This window comes from Pseudomonas sp. SJZ103 (assembly GCF_007828335.1).
Classification (GTDB): domain Bacteria; phylum Pseudomonadota; class Gammaproteobacteria; order Pseudomonadales; family Pseudomonadaceae; genus Aquipseudomonas.
In genome coordinates, this window is record NZ_VIUN01000021.1 from 20,695 (window position 1) to 42,372 (window position 21,678).

14 protein-coding genes are annotated in these 21,678 nt (G+C 61.1%); 3 read left to right on the forward strand and 11 right to left on the reverse strand.

All coding sequences use genetic code 11. The features are described from left to right. The first annotated feature begins 367 nt into the window (after positions 1 to 367). Positions 368 to 3,805 carry a hypothetical protein gene (locus FBY10_RS29195; protein WP_256663605.1) on the forward strand — a complete coding sequence of 1,146 codons (3,438 nt, stop codon included), beginning with the start codon at positions 368 to 370 and terminating at the stop codon, positions 3,803 to 3,805. Between the two features lie 42 nt (positions 3,806 to 3,847). On the opposite strand, the gene efeO (FBY10_RS29200) is transcribed toward FBY10_RS29195, so the two are convergent. The 6 genes from efeO (FBY10_RS29200) to FBY10_RS29225 all read right to left on the reverse strand — a co-directional run bounded on the left by efeO (FBY10_RS29200) (position 3,848) and on the right by FBY10_RS29225 (position 10,772). Next, entirely contained in the window at positions 3,848 to 4,666 is an 819-nt protein-coding gene (efeO, locus tag FBY10_RS29200) for an iron uptake system protein EfeO (RefSeq protein ID WP_145338641.1), read from the reverse strand. A 25-nt stretch (positions 4,667 to 4,691) separates the two neighbouring features. Next, entirely contained in the window at positions 4,692 to 5,996 is a 1,305-nt protein-coding gene (gene efeB, locus FBY10_RS29205; RefSeq protein WP_131696466.1) for an iron uptake transporter deferrochelatase/peroxidase subunit, read from the reverse strand. A 14-nt stretch (positions 5,997 to 6,010) separates the two neighbouring features. After that, on the reverse strand, positions 6,011 to 7,213 hold the full coding sequence (gene efeO, locus FBY10_RS29210) for an iron uptake system protein EfeO (protein WP_145338642.1): 1,203 nt from the start codon (positions 7,211 to 7,213) through the stop codon (positions 6,011 to 6,013). Positions 7,214 to 7,223: 10 nt separating this feature from the next. Then, positions 7,224 to 8,069: an iron uptake transporter permease EfeU gene (gene efeU, locus FBY10_RS29215; protein WP_145338643.1), complete on the reverse strand. Its 846-nt coding sequence runs from the start codon at positions 8,067 to 8,069 to the stop codon at positions 7,224 to 7,226. A 115-nt stretch (positions 8,070 to 8,184) separates the two neighbouring features. Then, complete coding sequence (locus tag FBY10_RS29220; protein ID WP_145338644.1) at positions 8,185 to 9,177, reverse strand: hypothetical protein; 993 nt, start codon at positions 9,175 to 9,177, stop codon at positions 8,185 to 8,187. After that, positions 9,174 to 10,772: a J domain-containing protein gene (locus tag FBY10_RS29225; RefSeq protein WP_145338645.1), complete on the reverse strand. Its 1,599-nt coding sequence runs from the start codon at positions 10,770 to 10,772 to the stop codon at positions 9,174 to 9,176. The genes FBY10_RS29220 and FBY10_RS29225 overlap by 4 nt, the downstream gene beginning before the upstream one ends. A gap of 127 nt (positions 10,773 to 10,899) precedes the next feature. Here FBY10_RS29225 and FBY10_RS29230 point away from each other — a divergent pair, with 127 nt between their 5' ends. Both FBY10_RS29230 and FBY10_RS29235 read left to right on the forward strand, forming a co-directional pair. Beyond that, entirely contained in the window at positions 10,900 to 11,916 is a 1,017-nt protein-coding gene (locus FBY10_RS29230; protein ID WP_145338685.1) for an AraC family transcriptional regulator, read from the forward strand. Between the two features lie 19 nt (positions 11,917 to 11,935). Then, positions 11,936 to 12,460, forward strand: a complete 525-nt coding sequence (locus FBY10_RS29235; RefSeq protein WP_131696462.1) for a hypothetical protein — start codon at positions 11,936 to 11,938, stop codon at positions 12,458 to 12,460. 127 nt (positions 12,461 to 12,587) lie between these two features. On the opposite strand, the gene FBY10_RS29240 is transcribed toward FBY10_RS29235, so the two are convergent. The 5 genes from FBY10_RS29240 to FBY10_RS29260 all read right to left on the reverse strand — a co-directional run bounded on the left by FBY10_RS29240 (position 12,588) and on the right by FBY10_RS29260 (position 21,557). Next, positions 12,588 to 14,003 carry an efflux transporter outer membrane subunit gene (locus FBY10_RS29240; RefSeq protein WP_145338646.1) on the reverse strand — a complete coding sequence of 472 codons (1,416 nt, stop codon included), beginning with the start codon at positions 14,001 to 14,003 and terminating at the stop codon, positions 12,588 to 12,590. Continuing rightward, the gene (locus tag FBY10_RS29245; RefSeq protein ID WP_145338647.1) at positions 14,000 to 17,179 is read right to left on the reverse strand and encodes an efflux RND transporter permease subunit; all 3,180 of its coding nucleotides are present in this window, start codon (positions 17,177 to 17,179) and stop codon (positions 14,000 to 14,002) included. Before FBY10_RS29245 ends, FBY10_RS29240 begins: the two co-directional genes overlap by 4 nt. A 15-nt stretch (positions 17,180 to 17,194) precedes the next feature. Next, complete coding sequence (gene mexE, locus FBY10_RS29250; RefSeq protein ID WP_145338648.1) at positions 17,195 to 18,436, reverse strand: multidrug efflux RND transporter periplasmic adaptor subunit MexE; 1,242 nt, start codon at positions 18,434 to 18,436, stop codon at positions 17,195 to 17,197. A 257-nt stretch (positions 18,437 to 18,693) separates the two neighbouring features. Next, complete coding sequence (locus FBY10_RS29255; RefSeq protein ID WP_145338649.1) at positions 18,694 to 19,542, reverse strand: HNH endonuclease; 849 nt, start codon at positions 19,540 to 19,542, stop codon at positions 18,694 to 18,696. Continuing rightward, positions 19,539 to 21,557, reverse strand: coding sequence for an AAA family ATPase (locus FBY10_RS29260; RefSeq protein WP_178116813.1), 2,019 nt, complete (start codon positions 21,555 to 21,557; stop codon positions 19,539 to 19,541). The genes FBY10_RS29255 and FBY10_RS29260 overlap by 4 nt, the downstream gene beginning before the upstream one ends. Positions 21,558 to 21,678 lie beyond the last annotated feature (121 nt).

Here is a 21,678-nt window from a genome sequence, read left to right on the forward strand (position 1 = left end):
TTTTCTATTGACTGTTCTAAGGGACGAGAACTCTCGCCGTTCAATTGGCCAGGGGTTAATAGATATGTACACCACTCGATTCAGCAGTACTGTCCCGGCGCTCAGTGAGTTTCAGGCGCCCTCCCAGGGGGCGTTGTTGCACCCTGTCGCTGTACCTGACAGCCGGTCCAAACGTGCTGCTTTGGATACCGTAACGTCTCGACGCCATTTCCCCAGCGCCGCTGTTGCCGCTGCCGCGGATACCACGCTGCGCAAAAGGCTGGTTCAGTGGTTGACCACGGGCAGCGCGCCCGAAAACCTCATCCCCCCCAATGCGTCCATCGCCCCCTTTCTCCAGATGTACAACGCCGCAATCAATGAGCCGGCCGTGCTTGCCTGGTTTGAAGCCAAGGGCCTGAAGCTGTCGACCGTGCGGGTCTTTCGAGATTCGGTGGCAGGCACGGTGACGCGTGATGGCAAGGATACCTTTGAGCGGTTTACAGCCACGGATGGTTCGGGCTGGTGGGAGGTGAGCACAAAGATCAACGCCATCCAGCAGGTTCTGTCACCCCATGACCTGGGTGTGCCCGTTGCTGAAAGCCCTACCCAAGGTGCGGTGCCACGGGACGTGGTGCTGGATTTCTACGGCGTAAGGCCGCCGCTCAATGAACGGGCCTCGGCTGCAACGGGCACACAACTCAAGCGCGAGGGATGGCCCGCGATTTCTTCCACCTTGCGTGATCAGTGGGAGAAACAGTTCAAGCACCTGCTGCAACAGAACGATGACCAGGCAGTGCGCCGGCAATTGGTTGGCCAGTTGCAGCCGATGATCGCGGGCAAGGCGGACGGCGAATCACTCAAGCTGGATAACCATACGGTCTCCATTGCGAGGGGATCGACCCTGGATCAACTCAGTCAAGAGGCACGAAAGCAGTTCAATGCCTTTCTGACGACGCCGACCTTCCGGAATTTCCTGACGAAAGTGGGTTTCGCGGGAGAGGGCCGCGCATACAGGTTGTCCGAGGGGGAGCTCCAGATGCGCAACGCTGCCGGTCAATGGCGATCGTTGCAGGCGTATTTCGACGATGAAATCCAGAAAACCCTGGCCGCCGGCAGCGAAGAAGCACAACAGTCTGCCCGCCAGTTGAACGCGAATCTCGATGATTTGCTGCTGATGAGTGGCAAGACCGGGAATGCCCTGTACAGCACTCGCACCTATGACGCGCGGCAGGCGTTGGCGTTTTATGCCCCTGATGCGCCGCAGACCGTGAGTGACGTGCGTGCCACATTGAGTTGGTTCAATACGTCGTTCCCGCCGCCGCTGCCGGCAGCCGATTACGCAGCCATGCTGCCCTATGAGCAGAGCGTGGGCGCCGCTTTGTCGGCCGATGCTCGTGAGGTATTGAAAGGCATGGCGCCAGCGGTGGTGTCATTGCTTGGACGCTTTACAGGCTCCAGTGTGGTTGAGCAATCGCCGCATGATCCGGACCGCCGTCTTGCCGACTTTTTCGATTCGCCACCGTGTATCGCCAAGGCCGACGAATTGGCCAAGCGGCTGAAGCTTTACGCCGTGGCCGACGGCCAGCCCTTGAGTAAAGCCAAGCGCCATCAACTCCTCGCGGCGGCGCTGAAGCTGAGTGTGAACGCTCCAGTGCCCGGCCGGCCAGGCGTGGTGGCCGGGTATTGGCTTTACCAGCCAGGCAACCTGGGCCGCACACTCAAGGATGTGCGCCAGGACGTGGAAAAACACCTGGAAAGCAAGGGGGTCGATGCCACGCTTTCGTCCCTGTTCGCCCACCTGTTCCTGGCCCACTCCGCACCGGAAATGCTGATCAAGGCCGATCCGGATGTGCCGAGGGAGGCCGCGCAGGCCTTCAACCGTGACCCGCAAAGCGTCAAGATCGGCTCCACCGGCTGGCTGGAAATGCGCCTGGGCTGCGCAATAGCCGATGCACTGTCCGGCGCGGGCAGTTCGCGATTGATGAACCTTACGCAAATCATGGCACTCTCGCGGCTTGACGCGGGTGGTGCAACGCAAGAGACGCTGCTCAAGACCCTGGCGACCAGGCCCTTGTTGGACTGGGCGGTCATGACCGGTATTTTCCCCATGACCCACGACGGCCAGTACTCCCCAGGGGATTATCAGGCCGCAGCACAGGCCTTTACCTCGCGGGAGAAGCAGATCCGCGAGGCCTTCAGCACGCTGACGAAAGAGCCGCCGACCCAGCGCAGCTTGCTGATCGAGCAACTGGTGCCGTTGTTCCCGGAAATGACCGCCGATGAAATACGTGAATTCAGGCTTGAACTGGACACTGACGTGCCCTTTGACCCTCGCCAGCATGCTCATTTGGAATCCCGTCGGCCGTTGTTGACCGATGTCATTCTGACGGAGCAGGTTCGCGATGACCCGTTGCTGGCCGTCGATCATTGGCTCAATACCCGGATCAGTGGGGAGCGACGCTACCGGTTCACCCATCCCGGAGTTTCCCAGGCAACCTTCGAGGCGCGCATCCGGCAGGTGCCAGAGATTGCCCCATTGGTGGAAGCCGCCGTTGATCGGCACATTGCCGATACCCGCGAGGCTCAGGCTACTGCATTGAAACTGATGATTGCCCAGTTGCCTGCGCAGGAGCGTCTAGCGCTGGAGGCAGGCAAAATAGAATTTTTCACCGTACGCCAGGAAACCGGGGAAGCCCTGGAGGACGATCAGGGCCCCGACTCCAAAGTCGACGAAAACTGCGGCAGGCATGGTCTGCTGCTGCGTTATGAAACGGGCGTGGTAGAACCAAGGTTCGGTTACTACGAGGTGTTCCCGCGATCGATGCAGATGGTCAAGCGCACCGATTTGCCTTATCGGTTGACACTCAACGGTACTGTCGAGGAGGGCCGCAAGCCCCACGGGCCATTTGCTTATGTGCGCGCTCCGTTCCGGCTGGGGACTGAGCAAGCGTTGGATGTGATGGCCTACCGTTCAGGTTCGCCCCCGCGTACGGGGGCCAAATCGAAGGTGATTCTCGACAAAGCCTCCACAGAACTGCCGCCGACGCCGCTGCCACGCCCTGGGGATACGGCGATCCAGCGTGTGCCCGATACCTTTGCTTCGACCAAAACCCAGCGAATTGTCAACGCTTTGCTGGCGCACAGTTTTGACGACAAGCGCGAGGCGCTGATTGAGTTTGCCAACCAACCCACGGGTCTACAGAGTCGACGCACCTATCCGTTTACCTCCGGCAGTCAGCTGTTCACCGCCGAGAACGCTCGTATGATGCTGAGCCTGATCCCGTTTGTGGGGGCGATTTCAGATATTGCACAAGGCAATGTGAAGGAGGGACTCAAGGGCTTGCTGATTGATTTCGCTTCGTTCGCCGCCACAGGAGGGCTGAGTGGGGCGAGCCGATTTTTGCGCGGCGTAAAAAAGCTGGTGCTGTTCAATGGCAAGTCATTCAGCCTGCCAGGGCTCAAAGGCGCCGCGCCGTTGCTACGTAGCCTGTTCAATCCTCTGGACGGTACGATTGACGTGTTCAAATCCGGGTCGAATGCCATCGATGCAATGCGCAAAATCATGAAAGGTGAAGTCGCTCGCCTGGCGCCCGGCCTCTATATGCCGACCACGGCATTCGAGAAGTGTCGTTGGGCGGTGGGCGTTCAAGGTTGCCTCTTCCCGGGAGGCGTTCGATCGTTCAGGGCTGTGTCGGGCGTTCGAACGGGCAACGTGGGGGCTCTTGAAATCCAGGCGATCCAGAAAAATGCCGGGTGGTATGCGATCAATCCCAGCTCTGGCGAGCCCGAGGGTGCACCGCTGAAGCATTTCAGGGTTCGGGGTTGATAGGTGCCGCCCAGGCTCATTGCGAACCTGGGCGGCCACGGATCAGTTCAGGCCCAGCTTGCCACGCAGGGTCGACAGGTCTTCGGCCAGGGTGTTAACCGGACCCACCAGCGCCTTACGGTCGTTTTCCTTGACCTTGTCATAGGTCTCGAAGCCGCCGTCCTTGGTCTTGTACTTGGCCAGGATCTTGTCCACGGCGGCGAAGTTCTTGTCGACCTTGGCCAGGAAGGCCTTGTCCTGTTTCTCGATCTGGCCACGGAACAGGTCGACGATTTTCTTCGCGCCGTCGATGTTGCCCTGGAAGTCATACAGGTCGGTGTGGCTGTAGCGGTCTTCTTCACCGGAGATCTTGGTGGCGGCGACTTCTTCCAGCAACGCTGCGGCACCGCCGACAACTTTCTCCGGCGGGAAAGTCAGGCCGTCGACACGGGTTTTCAGGTCGTTGACGTCGGTGTTGAGCTTGGCCGTCAGAGCTTCCAGGCCCTTGGTCGAGTTCTGCGAGAACAGCGCGTACTCGATGCGGTGGAAACCGGTGAAGTCTTCGGCGGTCACGCCTTTTTCGTGGTCATCGACACGGGAGTCGATCGAGGCGTCGAGGTCGCTGAACAGCTCGGCGATCGGCTCGATGGACTCATAGTGCACACGGGTCGGCGCGTAGAGCTTCTTGGCGGTGGTGAGGTCGCCTTTGTTGATGGCATCGGTAAAGGCCTGGGTCTGGGTGACCAGCTCGCCGATTTCCTCGGTAACGTAGATCTTGTAGTCCGACACCGGGCCTACCAGGTCCAGCGGCGCGGTGGCGGCGAAGGCTGCCAGCGGCGAAAGGGTCATTAACAACGACAACGCGATAGTCGACTTCTTCATGGGACGTTTTCCGCTCTGGTGTGTTTTAGGTGTTGGCAGTGGTTTGAAGGTGCGTGGCAGCGAGCAGCGTGCGCCCAATGAAATCCTTGGGCCCCGTGACCCCCGGCAACGTGAAGAAGTACCCGCCGCCGACCGGCTTGAGGTATTCCTCCAAGGGTTCGCCGTTGAGCCGGGTTTGCACGCTGATAAAGCCTTTCTCCAGGTCAGCCTGGTAGCAGATGAACAACAGCCCCATGTCCAGCTGACCGTTTTTATTGACGCCGTTGGAGTAGTTGAACGGCCGACGCAGGATCAGGTTGGCCTGGGTCTGCGCAGTACGCGGGTTGGCCAGGCGGATATGGGCATCGAGCTTGGTCAGCTTGCCTTCCGGGTCCTTGCTGTAGTCGGGCACCTGGGATTCTTTCTGGCCATCCATCGGCGCGCCGGTTGGCTTGATACGGCCGATGATGCTTTCTTGCTCCTGCAGCGGCGTGCGGTCCCAGCGTTCGACGAAGTTGCGGATGATGCGCACCGCCTGATAGCTGCCATGGGCCGCCCAGCTCGGTTCGTCGCTGCCGGGTTGGACCCACACAATCTGGTCCATGGCCTTGCTGTCGTTGGAGTTAGGGTTGGCCGAACCATCGCGAAAACCCAGGAAGTTGCGCGCGCTCTGCGCCGGCTCGCCGGGCTTGGCCGGCGCCTGGGGCGGCACGCTGCCTTCCTGCTTCCAGCGCACCAGCAGCAGGTCGGGCAGGTTCTTCACGATGTCGCGCAGGGCGTGGATATTGGTGTCCGTGGTGTTGGAGCTGAATTGCAGGCTCAGGTCGCCATGGCACTGCGCCGGTTCCAGCGCATCGTTGGGGAAGCCCACCATGCGGCTCAGGCGCTTGGGTTTGACGGCGGCCAGGCCGAAGCGCTCATCGAACAACGATTCGCCGACGGACACGGTGATGGTCAGGTTATCCGGCGTGACCACCGGGCCGAGAATGCCGGAATCGGTGGGCGGCAGCTTCGGGTCGACCTGGGGCACGGTGCCGCCGGTCATCAGGAAGCCGATGCGCTCGTTCAAGGTGCGGAACAGACGCTCCAGGTCTTCGCGGTCGCTGGCCAGGACATCGAACGCCACGACCATGCCGCAGGCCGGGCGCGGGGTGACGATGCCGCTTTGGTGCTGGCCGAAAAAGTCGTGGTGGTCCTGGGTCTTGTCACTGCGCGGTGCGGTAGTCACTTGCTCGGCGGCGGCCGCCATGGCCGGGCAGGTCAGGGTGCTGCCGGCGATGGCGGCACCGGTTGCGGCCATGCCCAGGAGGACACGGCGACGTTGTGCTGAAAACTGTTCTGAATCACTCATGTGTGCGGTCGTCTTCACTGCAGGCCGGAGAGGCCAAGGGCGGGGTCGATTCCATCGAGTGCGGCGGCCAGAGCCTTGGCCTTGTTTGCGATCTGCTTGCGCTGATCGGCGGTAACGCTGTCGTATGTGGCGTAGCCTTTGTCGAGCTTGAAACCCTGGAGCTCGGTATCGAAGGCGGCGAGGGCGCTGTCGACGGTCGGCAGCAGGTCGGCGGCGGACTTGGTCAGCAGCGGACGCATCAGCTCGACCACCTTGTGCGCGGCCTCCAGGTTCGCGGCGAAACCATTCAGGTCGACATGGCTGTAGCGCTCCTCTTCACCGCTGATGGCGCGTACATCCGCCAGGCTGTTGAGGTTGCGCACTACGATGCTGACCAACTGCTCCGGCGGCAGGGACTGCGCCAGCAATTGCTGCTTGAGGGTGGTGACATCGGTCACCAGGCGCTGCGCAATCGGCGCCAGGCCATCAAGGCTGCGTTGCTGGAACAGGCTGTATTCGAGGCGATGGAAGCCGCTGAAGGCCGGGTCTTGCTCACGTTTTTCAAAATAGTCGGCACGGGCGTTGATGGCGTTGTCCAGCTCGGCCAAGCGCTGTGAGGCCGGGGCCAGACGTTGGTAAGCCTCACGGGCCGGCACATACAGCGCTTGCGCTTGGGCCAGGTCGCCAGCGTCGATCGCCTGTTGCAGGGCGGTCACGGCCTTGACCAGGGCACCGCCCTGGCTGCTCAGGTACACGCGAAACTCAGACAGCGGGCCGATAAACGCCACCATCGACGGCTTGGCCTTGGCCTGGGCGTCGGACTCAGCGGTTGGCGTCACATGCAGGGTGCCGCGCGGGTTGCTCAGCAGGCCGCACGTGATCGCATAGTCCCCCGGCAACAGGTTGGCGTTGATCACCTGGCTCAGGCCTGGGGCGATGTTTTCGCGCTCTTCGACCACCAGCACGCCGTCGAGGATTTCCCACTCCACCGCCCGGTCAGAGCGGTTGATGATGCGAAAGCTCGCCCGGCCGGCCGGCACGCTCAGTGCATTGGGCTCGCAGGCGTGGCCATGGATGGTCACGGCGATTTCATTGTGGTTGGTCTGGCGCTTGCTGGCCGCCAGTTGCGAGGCGTAATAGAACAGGCCACCGGCGGCGATCATCACGACCACCGAGCCGGCCACCGCCCAGCGCAGGGCGCGGGGGGGCGAAGCGGGTTGAGGCGTTGGGTTGGACAAGAGACGGTCCTTACTGGCTGGAAACGGAAGAAGGGCTGGCGGCAGGCTTGGCCGGTGCCGCAGGCAGGAAAAACATCACCAGCGCCACCATCAGATAAATCAGATAGGCGCCCAGGGTGCTGATGGTCGGCGCTTCCTGGTAGCCGAACATGCCGGCCAGTACCGAACCGAGCGGGCTGTCCATCGGCAGCACGGCGCTGAAATCGAACAACACGGTCTGCCAGTGGTTCCACACGCCCGCTTCGTGCAGGGCTTGCACCGAGTTGGCGAGGATGCCGGCGGCGACCACGAGGATGAACAAGCCGGTCCAACGGAAAAACGCACCGAGGTTCAGGCGCATGCTGCCGGTGTAGATCAGGAAGCCGACGATGATCGCCAGGACTAGGCCGAGCAGCGCGCCAATCGGCGCGCCTGGGCCTTCGCTCTGTTGGAACACCGCCAGCAGGAAGAACACGGTTTCCAGGCCTTCACGAGCGACGGCGAAGAACACCATGAGGATCAATGCCGTGACCTGGTGTTTGGAACCGGTCAACGCCTGATCAAGCGAGGCGTGCAGCGAATGCTTGATGGAGCGCGCGACTTTGCGCATCCAGAACACCATGGAACTGAGAATGCCCACGGCGACCAAACCGACAATGCCTTCGAACAGTTCCTGTTGTTTTTGCGGGAACTCGGCGCTGACCAACTCCAGGCCACCGCCCACCAGCAACGCCAACGCGGCGGCGAGGAACACCCCGATCCACACTGCCGGCATCCACTGGCCACGGCCGGTCTGTTGCAGGTAACTGGCGATGATGCCGACGATCAGCGCGGCTTCAATGCCTTCGCGCAGCATGATGAGAAAGGGGACAAGCATTCGGCACCAGAGCGTAACTAGATAGGAGCCTAAGTTGTAACATAATGATACTCATTACTAAACAGACAATCTTGACGATTGCTGAACAGCGGCTGAACGGCCCGGAGAAGGCCGTTCAGTAGTCCTGCCCGACGGCCTGGTTATAGGTATCCACCAGCAAGTCAAAGCGGCGTTGTGTTTCAAAGTAATCGGCGTTTAGCCGCTCTGGGTCGGGGGTTTCGCTTGAATGACGGGCAAGTGTTTGCAGCGCGCCAAGGTAGTCGTAACCGGGTTGTCTAATCCGCTGCCACAGCTGCTGGGCCTTGGCGTCGGAGATGGGTAGGTTGGGGCGCAGGTACTGCTGGGCGTGATCCCAGCTCTGCTGTAAGTCGCTCAATGCGTCCGCCAATTGTTTGGGGGATCGCGGGTCAAGGCTGTGCATCGTGTCGCGGGTCTGCAAGATCAGGCCGGGGATAAGCGCCATCTGGTGTTCGTCACGCACCTGCAAGTGTTGCAGCTGTTGCAGGCGTATCCGGCGGTCGGCTGCGTCCACGGCGGCGCGCAGTTCGGATGAGACCGTGAGGAATTTTTCCGCCACAGGGAAGAACCGCGCATCGCTGATCGCCCGCTGCGCAGGGGTAAGGCCTGGGACGGTTGCGTTGGGGTAGAAGTCGAACTCTTTCACCGATGAATAGACCTGCAGCAGGTGGTCCATATAGTCATTGCGAAGCGCGGCGATCTGCGGCAGGTATTTTTGCAGTGCGCTTCTTTGCGAGGACGTCAGCAGGCACAGGTCCGGGCGTTTGGCGTCGTAGTCCAGCAGGCTCAATTGCGGGCCCTGTGCGCGCTGATACCGTTCGGGGAAACGCTCGATGATATCCAGGCTCGGGTCGTTGGCGCGGGGGCTGCGGCTGCGGTAGTTGGAGTACGCCACTCGCCAATTGCTGTCGACCCGGTTGAGGCAGTCGATCACTGGACGCAGCGCCTGGGCTTGCTGGTGTTCAAGCGCTGCCGGGCGGTTGGCCCAGGTTTTCAGCGGGGCGAGCATATCGGTATTCGTCAGCAGGCCCACGGTGCTCAGCGCCAGGGGCACTATGGTGCACAGTGCAGCAAGGGTGATGCGGTTCATGGTGTACACCCCTGCGCGCCGGCTTTGAGGCCACTGCAAGGGCTCATCAGAAACGGTTGCAAGCCCTCGTCACGGTGGATGCGTTGGTTGTTTGCGTATATCAGCGCGGCGCTCAACAACAGGGCGCCGAGGCCCAGGCAGGTGGCCCATTGGCGTGTCGACGGTCGCGCAGGCCAACGCCACGTCAGTGCTGAACGTATCGACGGTCGTCCGAGCACGCGCTGCGCCAGCCCCAGGCCCTGCAGTGTCAACACATAGCCGGCGAACGCGTAATTGCCGAGGATGATCCAGATCAACAGGCCAAGCACCCAGCACGGCAGAATCTCGCGGATCACCAACGGCGGCGGCCGGCGAAAACTCAGCCAGGGCGATAGGTGGGCGGCGAGCTTCTCGTCAATCTCGCCGTAACCATCAGTGACGGGGCGCCAGATCGCCAGGATGAGCAACGCCGGTATGGCGATCAGGAAGGCCCAGGTTGGGACCATGCCGAGGGATTCCATCAAGGTGTGGTCGGTCAGTTGCTGGTCGTGGATCGCCCAGCCGACGGCCATGCCCAGCAAAGCCACAAACATCGGCCAGGGGCGGCTGGTGCGTTCCCAGTCGCGCCAGAAGTAGGGGTCTTCATCGGGCATCTGTGCGCACAGGGCCGGGTACTGGTTGAGCAGGGTTTCGCTGAGAGTACGGCAGGCATTCCAGTCGGACTCGCCGAAGCGTCGAGCAAAGCGTTGGCGTTGTTCCAGTGTCATGTCGCCGAACAGCAACCTGGCCGCGCGCGCCTTCGGGTCACGGCTGTTCAGGCTGGCCTGGTGGTAGGCCTGCGCACTGAAACGCTCCAGTGCATGGCGTGCCTTTAACGCCGACCATTCGGGTTCGGGGCAGTGGTTTTCCAGGTGTTGATCGGACCAGGCCTGCTCGCTGCACAGGCTCTCAAACAGCGCCTCGGACCAGAACGTGCTGGCCAGCAGCGTGCGCGCGAGTACGTCATCGAGCCGCGCATGGCGCGCCAGGGGCTTGAGCCATTCGGTGTCATGCAACTCGATCAGGGCGGCGTTGAAGGCCTCGACCTGTTGTTGATCGAGTAATTCGGTCAACCGCTGCTCAACCTGGGCAAACATCTGCTCCAGCAGCGCGGCCAGGCGATAGTCGGGCAGCCGCGCCGGGGTTTCCCGTTGCCAGGGGGTGAGCCAGTGCAAGTGCGTCACGGCCCAGTCCGCAATCGCGGGTTCCGTGCCACTCAGGCAGCGTTGCAGCAGCAAGGCTTCAAATGCCTCGGTGCATTCATTGTCCTGGGCGTGCTGATAGAGACGCGCGAGATTGGCCGGCGTGGCATCGGCCACCAGGGCCTGCGCCTGGTCGTAGCGCGTGTCGGGCTCGGCGGTAGCGGGCAGCACCGTGTCGACCTGCAACGCTTGCGGCACTTCGACGGGCGCTTCATAACGGCTCCATTGCAGCGCGTGCTCATAGGCCTCGCGCAGGCGCTGGAAGCCGACAGGGTCTTCGTCCGGGCGATGCTGTTTGAGTAACACCGCGTATTGGCGCTTGATACTGCGAGCATCGGCGTCGGACGGCAGCCCAAGTACTTCCCAGCAACTCATCGATACAACTCCCTGTCGGTAAATCCCGGCGCAGAATACCCGAGACCCAAACCCGAGTGCCTACTCTTTTGCCGCGTGACTGCCTAAGATGGCCGCACTTCACGCCACACAGGGCACGGCAGCGCCAATGTTGGAAAAAGACACTATCTCCCTCCACCTCGTGCGCGAAGCCTTGTTGCAAAGCTGCGCACCGGGTCCGGCCACTGTCGAAGTGTTGAGCAAGGTCGGTATCGATCCGGCATTGCTTGAGCAACCCGACGCCCGCGTTCCGGCTACTGCCTACGCCCGTTTGTGGCGTTTGCTGGCAAGGCGCATGGACGATGAGTTCTTCGGCATGGACCCGCGCAAGCTCAAGTCCGGCAGCCTCGAGTTCCTCTGCCGCGCCGCCATTGCACAACCCAGCCTGGCAGAGGGCCTGCAAACCGCCTTGGGTTTCCTCTCACTGATGCTGGAACACCTGCCGGCCCAGTTGGTGCGCCAACAGAGCCTGGCGGAAATCGTGTTGCACGAACCAGAAGCTGAGCCCAATCGAGCATTCACCTATTTCACCTACTGGATGATCGTGCACGGCGTCGCCTGCTGGCTGGCTGGCCGGCGCATCCCGATCCTGGCCATTGAACTGCGCTGCCCGCAGCCGGACTTTTGCGATGACTACCAGGTGATGTTTTCCGACAACCTGCGTTTTGATCGGCCACGCACCCGCATGATCTTTTCCGCTGACTGCCTGGACCTGCCGATCAAGCGCAGCCCGGAAGAACTCAAGCGCTTCCTCGCCCACGCGCCGGCCAACATCCTGGTCAAATACCGCAACCCCGACAGCCTGGCTACGCGCATCAAGCACGACCTGCGGCAAATGCCTCCCGACACTTGGCCTGAGACCGAGGGCCTTGCTGCCACGCTGTTTATCTCCGCTTCCACGCTGCGCCGCCGTCTGGCGGAAGAAGGGCAGAGCTATCAGGGCCTCAAGGACAGCGTGCGCAAGGAGTTGGCGATTGTCTGGCTGGCCGAACCGCAGATCAGCTTTGCCGAGATCGCGGCGCGGTTGGGGTTTGCCGATACCAGTTCGTTTTATAAGGCGTTTCGTAAGTGGAGCGGGTCGAATCCGGGGCATTATCGTAGTTTGATTCTTAACGATGCCGGATAAGTCTTCAGGGAGACAGGTAGTGCTCAAGTCATGGGTGATCTGTATTTGTTGTGCTCTGTTCCCGCTCACCGCCTGGTCGGCACTGGGTATTGGTGATTTCACTCTGGGGATGCCTCGCACGCAGGTCATGGACATCCTGCAGCGGTATTTTCCGAAGGTGGAACTGGAGAGCAACCTCTCCTATTCGGTGCCGATGCCTTACTACCGCGCGATCGAGCCTTCCAGCCCCTATCTTTTGGGCGATGTGCCGATCTATGTGGTGGGTGTCTATTTCGACGAAGACGACCGGCTCAAGCAACTGAGTATCGCCTTCAATATAACCGACCCCGAGCGTCTCAAACCGCTGATACCGTTGATGCGCGAAGCACGCTTGGTTCCGGACACGAATGGGCGTTATGAGGTGATGATCGAGGAGGGTGAGCTGACTTATTGGGTCTCCAGGATATTCGAGTGGACCACCGTAGAGATCGCCAACAAGGCCGCTTCGAAGGTCAATATTCCGATGCGCATGCACCGTGATCAGCAAATCAAGGCGGCCAGGTAGCCTTCCGGCCAGCCAAATATGCAGGTCAGCCCTCTGGCGTTGTTGCAGCCAAAAAAAAGCCCCATGACGAAATAGACCACGGGGCTAAAAATTGGCTGGATGCGACCAACCAAAGGAGCTCTTTACGTTACTTGGCAGTCGCCACGACGGTGTCCGGCTTCCAGCCACCCCCCAGCGCCTTGTAGATCGCCACAATCCCGCGATACAGGTCCACTTCGGCCTGGGCCTGGGAGTCTTCGGCGGCGAGGCGTTCGCGTTGCGCGTCGAGCAGGACGAGGAAGTCCACGGTGCCTTCGCGGTAGCGGATCGCGGCGAGGTCGGCGGCGGCTCGGCTGGATTCGCTTTGGCGGATCAGCGAGACCAGGCGTTGCTGACGCTTGCCGTAATCACTGAAGGCATTCTCGGACTCTTCCAGTGCCAGCAGCACTTGCTGCTCGTAGCTCGCCAGGGCGCCATCGGCTTCGGCGTCTGCGCCACGCAGACGGGCACGTACGCTGCCCAGGTCGAAGGCGGCCCAGGTGATGCTCGGGCCGAGTGCCCAGGCATTCGCGGCGGACGAGCCGATCTGTGAACCGCGCCCGGCGGTGAAGCCGAGGAAGCCGCTGAGGCTGACCCGTGGGAACAGGTCGGCCTTGGCCACGCCGATACGCGCGGTGGCGGCGGCCAGTTTGCGTTCGGCGCTGAGGATGTCCGGGCGCCGTTGCAGCAGTTGCCCCGGGTCGCCGATCGGCAACGCCTTGGCAATCGCCGGCAGGTCTTTCGGGCTCAGGTCCACCGTCAGCTTGTCGGGACGCTGGCCGAGGAGGGTGGCGATGCGGTTACGCTCACGCACCTGTTCGGCCTGCAGTTGCGGCACGCTGGCTTCCACTGCGGCGAGGCGTGCGTCGGCGCGCTCCACGTCGAGTTGGTCACCCACACCGGCATCCCGCAGGCTGACGGTGATGGTGCGTGAGTCCTGCTGGTTCTTCAGGTTGTCGAGGGCGATGCGTTCCCGCAGTTGCGCGCCGCGCAGTTGACCGTAGGCGTCTACCAGTTCGGCAATCATGGTGACTTGCAGTTGGTACAGGTCGGCCTCGGCGGCTTGCTGGTCGGCGTCGGTGGCTTCCAGGTTGCGCTGGATGCGCCCGAACAGGTCCAGTTCCCAGGCCATGTCCAGGCCCAGGTCGTACCGCTCGGTCTTGACCCGGCTGGTGGTCTGGCCGGGGATCTGGCCCTTGCCCTGGTCGCTGCTGACGCGGCTGGTAATCGTCGGCATGGCATCGTTGCTGGCGTCATCGCGGATTGCACGGGCAGCGCGCAGACGGGCAAACGCCACGCGCAGGTCACGGTTACCTTGCAGCGATTGCGTGACCAACTGGTTGAGGGTCGGGTCGTCGAACTGCTGCCACCAGATGCCTTCGAACTTGGCGTGGTCATACTGCTTGGCGTCCGCGGCGGCGGTGATGTTCGCCGCCTCCGGGGTCTGGGTCTTGTAGTCCGGGCCTACGGCACAGGCGCTCAGCGCCAGTACCAGCAAGCTCGGCAGGAATACTTTCACGCTCATTGCTGTGTCTCCAGCTTCAAGGCCTTGGCCGCTTTGCGCGCTTCGCTGCGCTCCACATAGCGACGGATCAGTACGTAGAACACTGGCGTCAGCAACAGACCGAAGAAGGTCACCCCGATCATTCCGGAGAACACCGCCACGCCCATGGCATGCCGCATCTCGGCACCGGCACCGCTGGACAACACCAGTGGCACCACACCCATGATGAAGGCGAACGAGGTCATCAGGATCGGCCGCAGACGCAAGCGGCAGGCTTCCAGGACCGCAGCGAGCGGGTCGAGGCCTTCCTGCTGTTTGTCCTTGGCGAACTCGACGATCAGAATCGCGTTCTTGCATGCCAGGCCCACCAGTACGATCAGGCCGATCTGGGTGAAGATGTTGTTGTCGCTACCCGAGATGATCACCCCGGTGATGGCCGACAGCAGCGTCATCGGTACGATCAGGATCACCGCCAGCGGCAGGCTCCAGCTTTCGTATTGGGCGGCCAGGACCAGGAACGCCAGCAGTACGCAGAGCGGGAACACGAACAGCGCGGTGTTGCCCGAGAGGATTTGCTGATAGGTCAGGTCGGTCCACTCGTAGGTCATGCCGTTGGGCAGTTCATCCTTCAACAGTTTTTCAATCGCCGCCTGGGCCTGGCCGGAGCTGTAGCCCGGTGCCGCGTTGCCGTTGATTTCGGCGGTGATAAAGCCGTTGTAGTGCATCACGCGATCCGGCCCCGAGGTGTCGCTGACCTTGATAAAGGTCGCCAGCGGGATCATCTCGCCTCTGTTGTTGCGCACTTTCAGCTGGCCGATCTGGTCGGACTCCTGGCGGAACTGTTGCTCAGCCTGCACATTGACCTGATAGGTACGCCCGAAGCGGTTGAAGTCGTTGGCATACAACGAACCCAGGTAGACCTGCAGGGTGTCGAAGATGTCGCTGATCGCCACGCCGTGGGTCTTGGCCTTTTCGCGGTCGATGGCGGCATCGACCTGGGGCACGTTGACCGTGTAGCTGGTGAACAGGCCGAACAGCTCCGGCACGCCGTGGCTCTTGGTGATGACGTTCTGCACTTCTTTGTACAGCTCGTCATAACCCAGGTTGCCACGGTCTTCGATCTGCAGGCGGAACCCGCCGATGGTGCCCAGGCCCTGTACCGGCGGCGGTGGGAAGATCGCCATGTAGGCTTCTTCGATGTTGGCGTACTGGCCGTTCAGCGCACCTGCAATCGCCCCGGCGGACATGCTCGGGTCTTTACGTTCATCGAATGGCTTCAAGGTCACGAACACGATGCCGCTGTTCGGGCTGTTGGTGAACCCGTTGATCGACAGGCCAGGGAAGGCAATCGCGGCTTCCACACCGGGCTGTTTGAGGGCGATTTCCGACATGCGCTTCATCACGTTTTCGGTGCGATCCAGGCTCGCAGCGTCGGGCAATTGGGCGAAGGCCACCAGGTATTGCTTGTCCTGGGCCGGTACGAAACCGGTCGGGGTGTGGGCAAATCCGAAGAAGGTCAGCACCATCAGGCCGGCGTACACGAACAGCGCAATGCCCGTGCCGCGAATCACCCGGCGTACGGTACTCACGTAGCCATGGCTGGACTTTTCGAAAAAGCGGTTGAAGGGACGGAACAGCCAGCCACCGAGGAGCTTGTCGAGGATCTTCGAGAAGCGATCCTTCGGTGCGTCGTGACCGCGCAGCAACACGGCGGCCAGGGCAGGGGACAGGGTCAGCGAGTTGAACGCCGAGATCACCGTCGAGATCGCAATGGTCAAGGCGAACTGTTTGTAGAACTGCCCGGTCAAGCCACTGATAAACGCCGCTGGAATGAACACCGCACACAGCACCAGCGCCGTGGCGATGATCGGGCCGGTCACTTCGCTCATGGCTTTTTCAGTCGCCGGGAACGGCTCCAGGCCCAGCTCGATATTTCGTTCGACGTTCTCCACCACCACGATGGCGTCGTCCACCACGATACCGATGGCCAGTACCAATCCGAACAGCGACAGCGCGTTGAGCGAGAACCCGAACAGGTGCATCACCGCAAAGGTACCGATCAACGATACCGGCACCGCCACCAACGGAATGATCGAGGCGCGCCAGGTCTGCAGGAACAGGATCACCACCAGCACCACGAGGATCAGCGCTTCGAACAGGGTGTGCACCACCGCTTCGATGGAACCGCGCACAAAGATCGTCGGGTCATAGGCGATGCGGTAATCCATGCCGGCCGGGAAGCTCTTTTTCAGCTCGGCCATCTTGCTGCGCACATCGTTGGAGATATCGATGGCATTGGAGCCGGGACGCTGGAAAATCGGAATCGCGACGGCCGGCTGGTTGTCGATCAGCGAGCGCAGCGCGTATTGGCTCGACCCCAACTCGACCCGGGCGATGTCCTTGAGGCGCGTGATTTCACCGTTGGCGCCGGCGCGGATCACAATGTTCTCGAACTCTTCCTCGGTGACCAGGCGACCCTGGGTGTTCACCGACAACTGGAAGCTGGTGTCAGACGGTGCAGGCTGGGCGCCCAGGGCACCGGCTGCCACCTGGCGGTTCTGCTCACGGATCGCGGTGACCACATCGGTCGCAGTCAGGTTGCGCGAGGCGGTCTTGTTCGGATCCAGCCATACACGCAAGGAGTAGTCGCCCATGCCGAACAACTGCACGTCGCCCACGCCGCCCAAGCGGGCCAGCTCATCCTTGATATTGAGGATCGCATAGTTGGACAGGTACAGCATGTCGTAACGCTGATCCGGGGAGGTCAAGTGCACCACCATGGTCAGGTCGGGGGAGGCCTTGTCCACGGTGATACCGATGCGCGTCACTTCCTCAGGCAGTTTTGGCTGAGTCCGCGTCACCCGGTTTTGCACCTGCACCTGCGCATTGTCCAGGTCGGTGCCCAGGGCGAAGGTGATGGTCAGGGTCAGCTTGCCGTCGGCAGTCGATTGCGAGGACATGTACAGCATGCCCTCGACGCCAGTGATGGCTTGCTCCAACGGCGCGGCCACGGTTTCACCGATGACCTTGGGGTTGGCGCCCGGGAAGTTGGCACGCACCACCACGGTCGGCGGCACGACTTCCGGGTATTCGCTGATCGGCAATTGGAACAGCGAGATCGCACCGGCGATCAGGATCAACAGCGACAGCACCGCTGCGAAGATCGGCCGCGAAATGAAGAACTTGGAAAAATTCATCTTGAGTCGTATCCCTTAACCGCGTGGAGCCGCAACGGCTGCGAGCTTGGGCGCGGTTTTTTCCGGCGCCACTTGCTCCAGGTTGCTGGCTTCAAGCGCTTGTCGTTGTTGGGCCAAGGCGGCGAGGGTTTCCTTGCTGGCCATCGGGATGGTTTCCGGTGCGACCGGCGAGCCGGGGCGCGCGCGTTGCAGGCCCTTGACGATAATGGTGTCGTCCTTGTTCAGGCCGCTGCGCACGATGCGCAAGCCTTCGATCTTCGGCCCCAGTTCCACCGCGCGATACGCCGGCTTGTCGCCTTCCATGACCAGCACGAACTTCTTGCCCAGGTCGGTGCCGACGGCCTCGTCGTTGATCAGCACGGCGGAGTAGGTGCCGCTGCCGACCAGCTTCAGGCGCGCATACAGGCCAGGGGTGTATTCGCCCTTGCTGTTATCGAACACGGCGCGACCACGGATGGTGCCGGTGGCCGGGTTGACCTGGTTGTCGATGAAGTTCATCTGGCCCAGGTGCGGGTTGCCGGTTTCGTTGGACAGCCCCAGGTACACCGGGGTGGTGGCGCCACGGCGGCCTTGGCGAGCCAGTTCGGTGTACTTGAGGTACACACGTTCATCGGCGTCGAAGTAGGCGTAGACCTTGTCGGTGGAGACCACGCTGGTCAGCGCGGTGACGTCGGCGGTCACCAGGTTGCCGGCGGTGATTTCGGCACGGCTGACGCGGCCGCTGATCGGCGAGGTCACACGGGTAAAACTCAGGTTCAGCTTGGCCAGGTCCAACTGCGCCTGGATCCCGGCGACGGCGGCGCGGGCCTCCTGGGCGGCGGTGGTGCGCGAGTCGGCCAGTTCGGCGGAGATCGCATTGCTCTGGCGCAGGCGTTCGCCGCGCTGGGCTTCGTTATCGCTGCGGGTGGCGGCGGCTTTGGTTTGAGCCAGTTGGGCTTCAAGGCGGCGCACTTCGGCCTGGAATGGACGCGGGTCGATCTGGAACAGCAGGTCGCCTTTCTTGACCAAAGCGCCTTCGGTGAAAGCGACTTGGTCAATCTGGCCAGAGACCCGTGGACGAATCTGTACGGTTTCGGGCGCTTCCAGGCGACCGGTGAACTCATCCCACTCGTTGACCGGCTGCTCAAGCACCTTGGCTACGCTGACTTTCGCCGCGGGCATGGCGGCCGCTTGTTCCGGGGTCTTGCCGCACGCGCTCATCACCACCACGGCCAGGATCGCCAGGGGGAAGCGCAAATGTTTGAGTGACTGTTCCATGAGGTGCATCCGCCAATGTATTTGAGATGGGCGGATCATGCGCGGCGAGGCGGTATGTCACGAATCGAATGAAGCAAAGGTAACTATCATTCGGAATGATATAAGCGCGGGATCAGCCCTCTAGCATGGGGGTTTCGTTAGGGGGCTATCAATGGGCGTGATGACAAAAGACTGTTGTTGCGTGTGTAACGAACCTCTCAGGTCCGTTGTGTTGAGCCTACATATCCAGAGTGCGGCGTAGCTTGAAGTCTGCGCGATCAGTCGAACGCAAGCTGTTCCTGGATAGCGCGAATGGGATCATGAGCGAGTTGCTGTTTGCGTGACCGAGTGTGTTTGCGGCCCGATGTTTTCGGTGCCGCATCTTTGGCGGCGTCATCTGGAACCACCCACAGTGCGCTGGCCTTACCGCCGTCGTTCAGCCGTTCGGCAATCGTTATTTCCATGGCATGGCGAAAGGCTTGCAGTTCTGGGCGGTCTGTTGAATCGCCCTGGGCATCCAAGTCATCGATGGTGCGTTGCCAGCCCGCCAGTGCGGGGTAGCTGCGCTTAAGGCTGCGTTTACCGACCACAGCGCTGAGTAATTGGGTGCACAGGTGTTGTCCTTGGGGCGTGAGGCCGTGATAGGTGACGAACTCCTGGCGATTGGTTTCCATACGGATGAAGCGGATATGTTCATCGTAGCGATGGTGACGGGGATGAAAGAAGGTCATGACGTCTGCCGTGGGGTAAAGCGCCGGGGTCCCAGGGAACTTGCCCCAGTCGGCCTTGCCCTTGACCGAGTTGCAATCGACACACGCAATCGCCAGGTTGCGCGGATGCAAGGCGAATTGAGGATAGGTGTCGCGTGACAGCACGTGTTCGATGGGTGCTGCACTCGCATGGTTAAGCAACCAGCGCTTGCAGTAACAACACCTGGGCTCCTGGCGGCTTTTCAGCGCTAAGCGCAAGCGTTTTTTGAGCGCCGCACAGTCGGCTTTGGCAGGGTCGCCCAGCTTGCCCCAGATACTTTTATCAAAAGCCTTTGCCCCCTTGCGCAATGCGTGCAGAAACTTGCGCTGTTCGCTGTAGAGGAGCGCTGCCTTCGGCTCGCCGGTGGGGCGGGTCATGCTGGCAACGCCTGTTGCGCAAGGGCAAAGGTTTCGGTGATGGCAAGACTCGCGTGTTCGATGAGTTGCAGGTCCTGTTGGTAGCGCTTGTCTTCGGCGTCGCCGGAGGTCTTCATGATGGTTGTCATGTATTCCAGTGCTTTTCTGAGGTCTTCATGTTGTTGGGCATACTTACCCGCCTGGCCCCTGTTGGTTGCTCGAATAGCCTCGGTCACAAGCGCCGCGCAGCGCTCGGCGACTTCCCGGTTGTGTGGGGTGTAGGTCTCGAAGCCCTTGAGCAGGATGGTCTCTACTGAGTGGCGCTGTTCAGGCGCAATTTCTGTCAGTTGATTGTCCTTGGCCATAAAACAATGGCTCAGGTTGTCCTTGGCATTGGCAACCAGGGTCGGTGAATGGGTGGCAATCACGAACCGGGTTTGCAGACGTTCTGCCATCAGGCTGAACAGGCTCGGCAGCAACTGCTGCCAACCGACATGCAGGCTCACTTCTGGCTCATCGATCAGCAGCACTTTGCCGGGGCCGGCGCTTGCCATGATTTTGGCGAACAGGAGCAGCACCTGTTGTTCGCCGGAGCTGAGGTCGGTGAATTTCAGCAGGTTGGAATGGCCTTGGCGACTCAATGCGAGACTCAGTCCCTTGAGGGAAACATGTTCACTGACCGCGAGTGCAAGGGGAATGACTTGGGCGGCCAGGTCGAGTGGTCGCAGCAGTTCGTTGAATGCACCACTGGGCGCAAGGTACAGGCGCTGTTTGAGGCCCAGGCGCTCAAGCAGGTTTTCCAGCAACGCCAGGCGCTCAGGTAGCTCGACCGTTTCGACCAACAGGTCGATCAACTTGCGCTCGATGGTTTGCGATGAATACCCGGTACTCGTCCGGTCGCCCAGGTAGCGATAATGAGGATACTTCTCGCGATTGCCCAAGGGAAAACGGTCAATCGGCCCAACCACAATGGCCACACTGGCGGTGGACTGTTGCTGCAGGTGGTCAACCAGAGAAGCCAACAACAGGCTTTTGCCGGCACCATTGTTACCGATGACGTAGGTGCAGGAAGATACGCTGCCTGGTTGCGCGAGCAAGTGCTCTAGCGGGCGCCGGTCGAGCAGTGAAATTTCCCGTACTCGGTCAACGGGCGGAACCCGAGTCCCGCCGATGCGGGTCCTGAGCACATCCTTGGTGTCCAGTTCTACGCAAACGCCGTCGACATCCTCATACCCAGTGTCGAACCATTGGGCAAACAGCCCTTTGAGTGAACCCAGCAGCTTCGACTCAGGGTATTGGCTGAAGCGCAACGCTCCATCTGACCGCCATATCTGGTAAATCGCTGCTGAAAAGTAGGCGAGCTCTTCTGCGCTGACCCCCCGAATGCCAGACAGCAATTTGCGTGTGTCGATGCACAACGTTCTGTCTGCCTGGGATTTTTGGCTATTCAACAACCAGGCGTAGTAGCGGGTGGCGTTGCCAGCGTCGTTATAGCTCGTGAAATCGAACACGGCTTCAAGCAGGTCATTGCTGGACAGGTGTTGCTTGAGTTTATCCAGGGCGGCGGGGGTTGGGGTCCGGCCAGGCGTGAACACCATCAGTGTTCGCCCCGTTAACGTGCCTTCTTCGGTCCGTTGTAACAGTGAGACGAAGGGCTGTTTCAAATAGACCGGATTATCCAGCAGTGAGAGGCTCTCACATTTGAAGTCATTCGGCAGACCTTGGATCAGTTCGGCATTGACGCCTTGCACGATCAGTCTGAGTCGGGTCAAGTGGTGCAGGGCCGCGCTACCTTCAACAAGCAAGTATGCAAACCGGCCCTGATGGAGGTCGAAATGCTTGACGAAGGCTTCGCCACTGTAGGGCTCCAGGTCGATCAGCCCTTCATCGCGCGCCAAGCCGGTGGCGAGTGCTCCGCTGATCTGGGCATGGCGGCGGTCGAAACGGGCTTGGGTGGCAAGAAAATAAAAAAGTGCGTCGAACAGGTGGAGGCACTCTTCTCCGTCCAGTTGCTCCGTGACCTCATCCAGCAGCACTGAAAGCTGTTCGTAGGTCTGTTCGTCGCATGCAGTGATTTTTTCGGCGAGGCCACAGTGCTCCATCAGCATGTGCACGCTGGCCTGAATGGTGTCGTGGTAGACCCAGTACTTAGTCTCC

Bases quoted from the DNA above. Each gene is read 5' to 3' on its own strand.
- efeO (WP_145338641.1), bottom strand. From the start codon at position 4,666: ATGAAGAAGTCGACTATCGCGTTGTCGTTGTTAATGACCCTTTCGCCG.
- efeB (WP_131696466.1), bottom strand. From the start codon at position 5,996: ATGAGTGATTCAGAACAGTTTTCAGCACAACGTCGCCGTGTCCTCCTG.
- efeU (WP_145338643.1), bottom strand. From the start codon at position 8,069: ATGCTTGTCCCCTTTCTCATCATGCTGCGCGAAGGCATTGAAGCCGCG.
- FBY10_RS29220 (WP_145338644.1), bottom strand. From the start codon at position 9,177: ATGAACCGCATCACCCTTGCTGCACTGTGCACCATAGTGCCCCTGGCG.
- FBY10_RS29225 (WP_145338645.1), bottom strand. From the start codon at position 10,772: ATGAGTTGCTGGGAAGTACTTGGGCTGCCGTCCGACGCCGATGCTCGC.
- FBY10_RS29230 (WP_145338685.1), top strand. From the start codon at position 10,900: ATGTTGGAAAAAGACACTATCTCCCTCCACCTCGTGCGCGAAGCCTTG.
- FBY10_RS29240 (WP_145338646.1), bottom strand. From the start codon at position 14,003: ATGAGCGTGAAAGTATTCCTGCCGAGCTTGCTGGTACTGGCGCTGAGC.
- FBY10_RS29245 (WP_145338647.1), bottom strand. From the start codon at position 17,179: ATGAATTTTTCCAAGTTCTTCATTTCGCGGCCGATCTTCGCAGCGGTG.
- mexE (WP_145338648.1), bottom strand. From the start codon at position 18,436: ATGGAACAGTCACTCAAACATTTGCGCTTCCCCCTGGCGATCCTGGCC.
- FBY10_RS29255 (WP_145338649.1), bottom strand. From the start codon at position 19,542: ATGACCCGCCCCACCGGCGAGCCGAAGGCAGCGCTCCTCTACAGCGAA.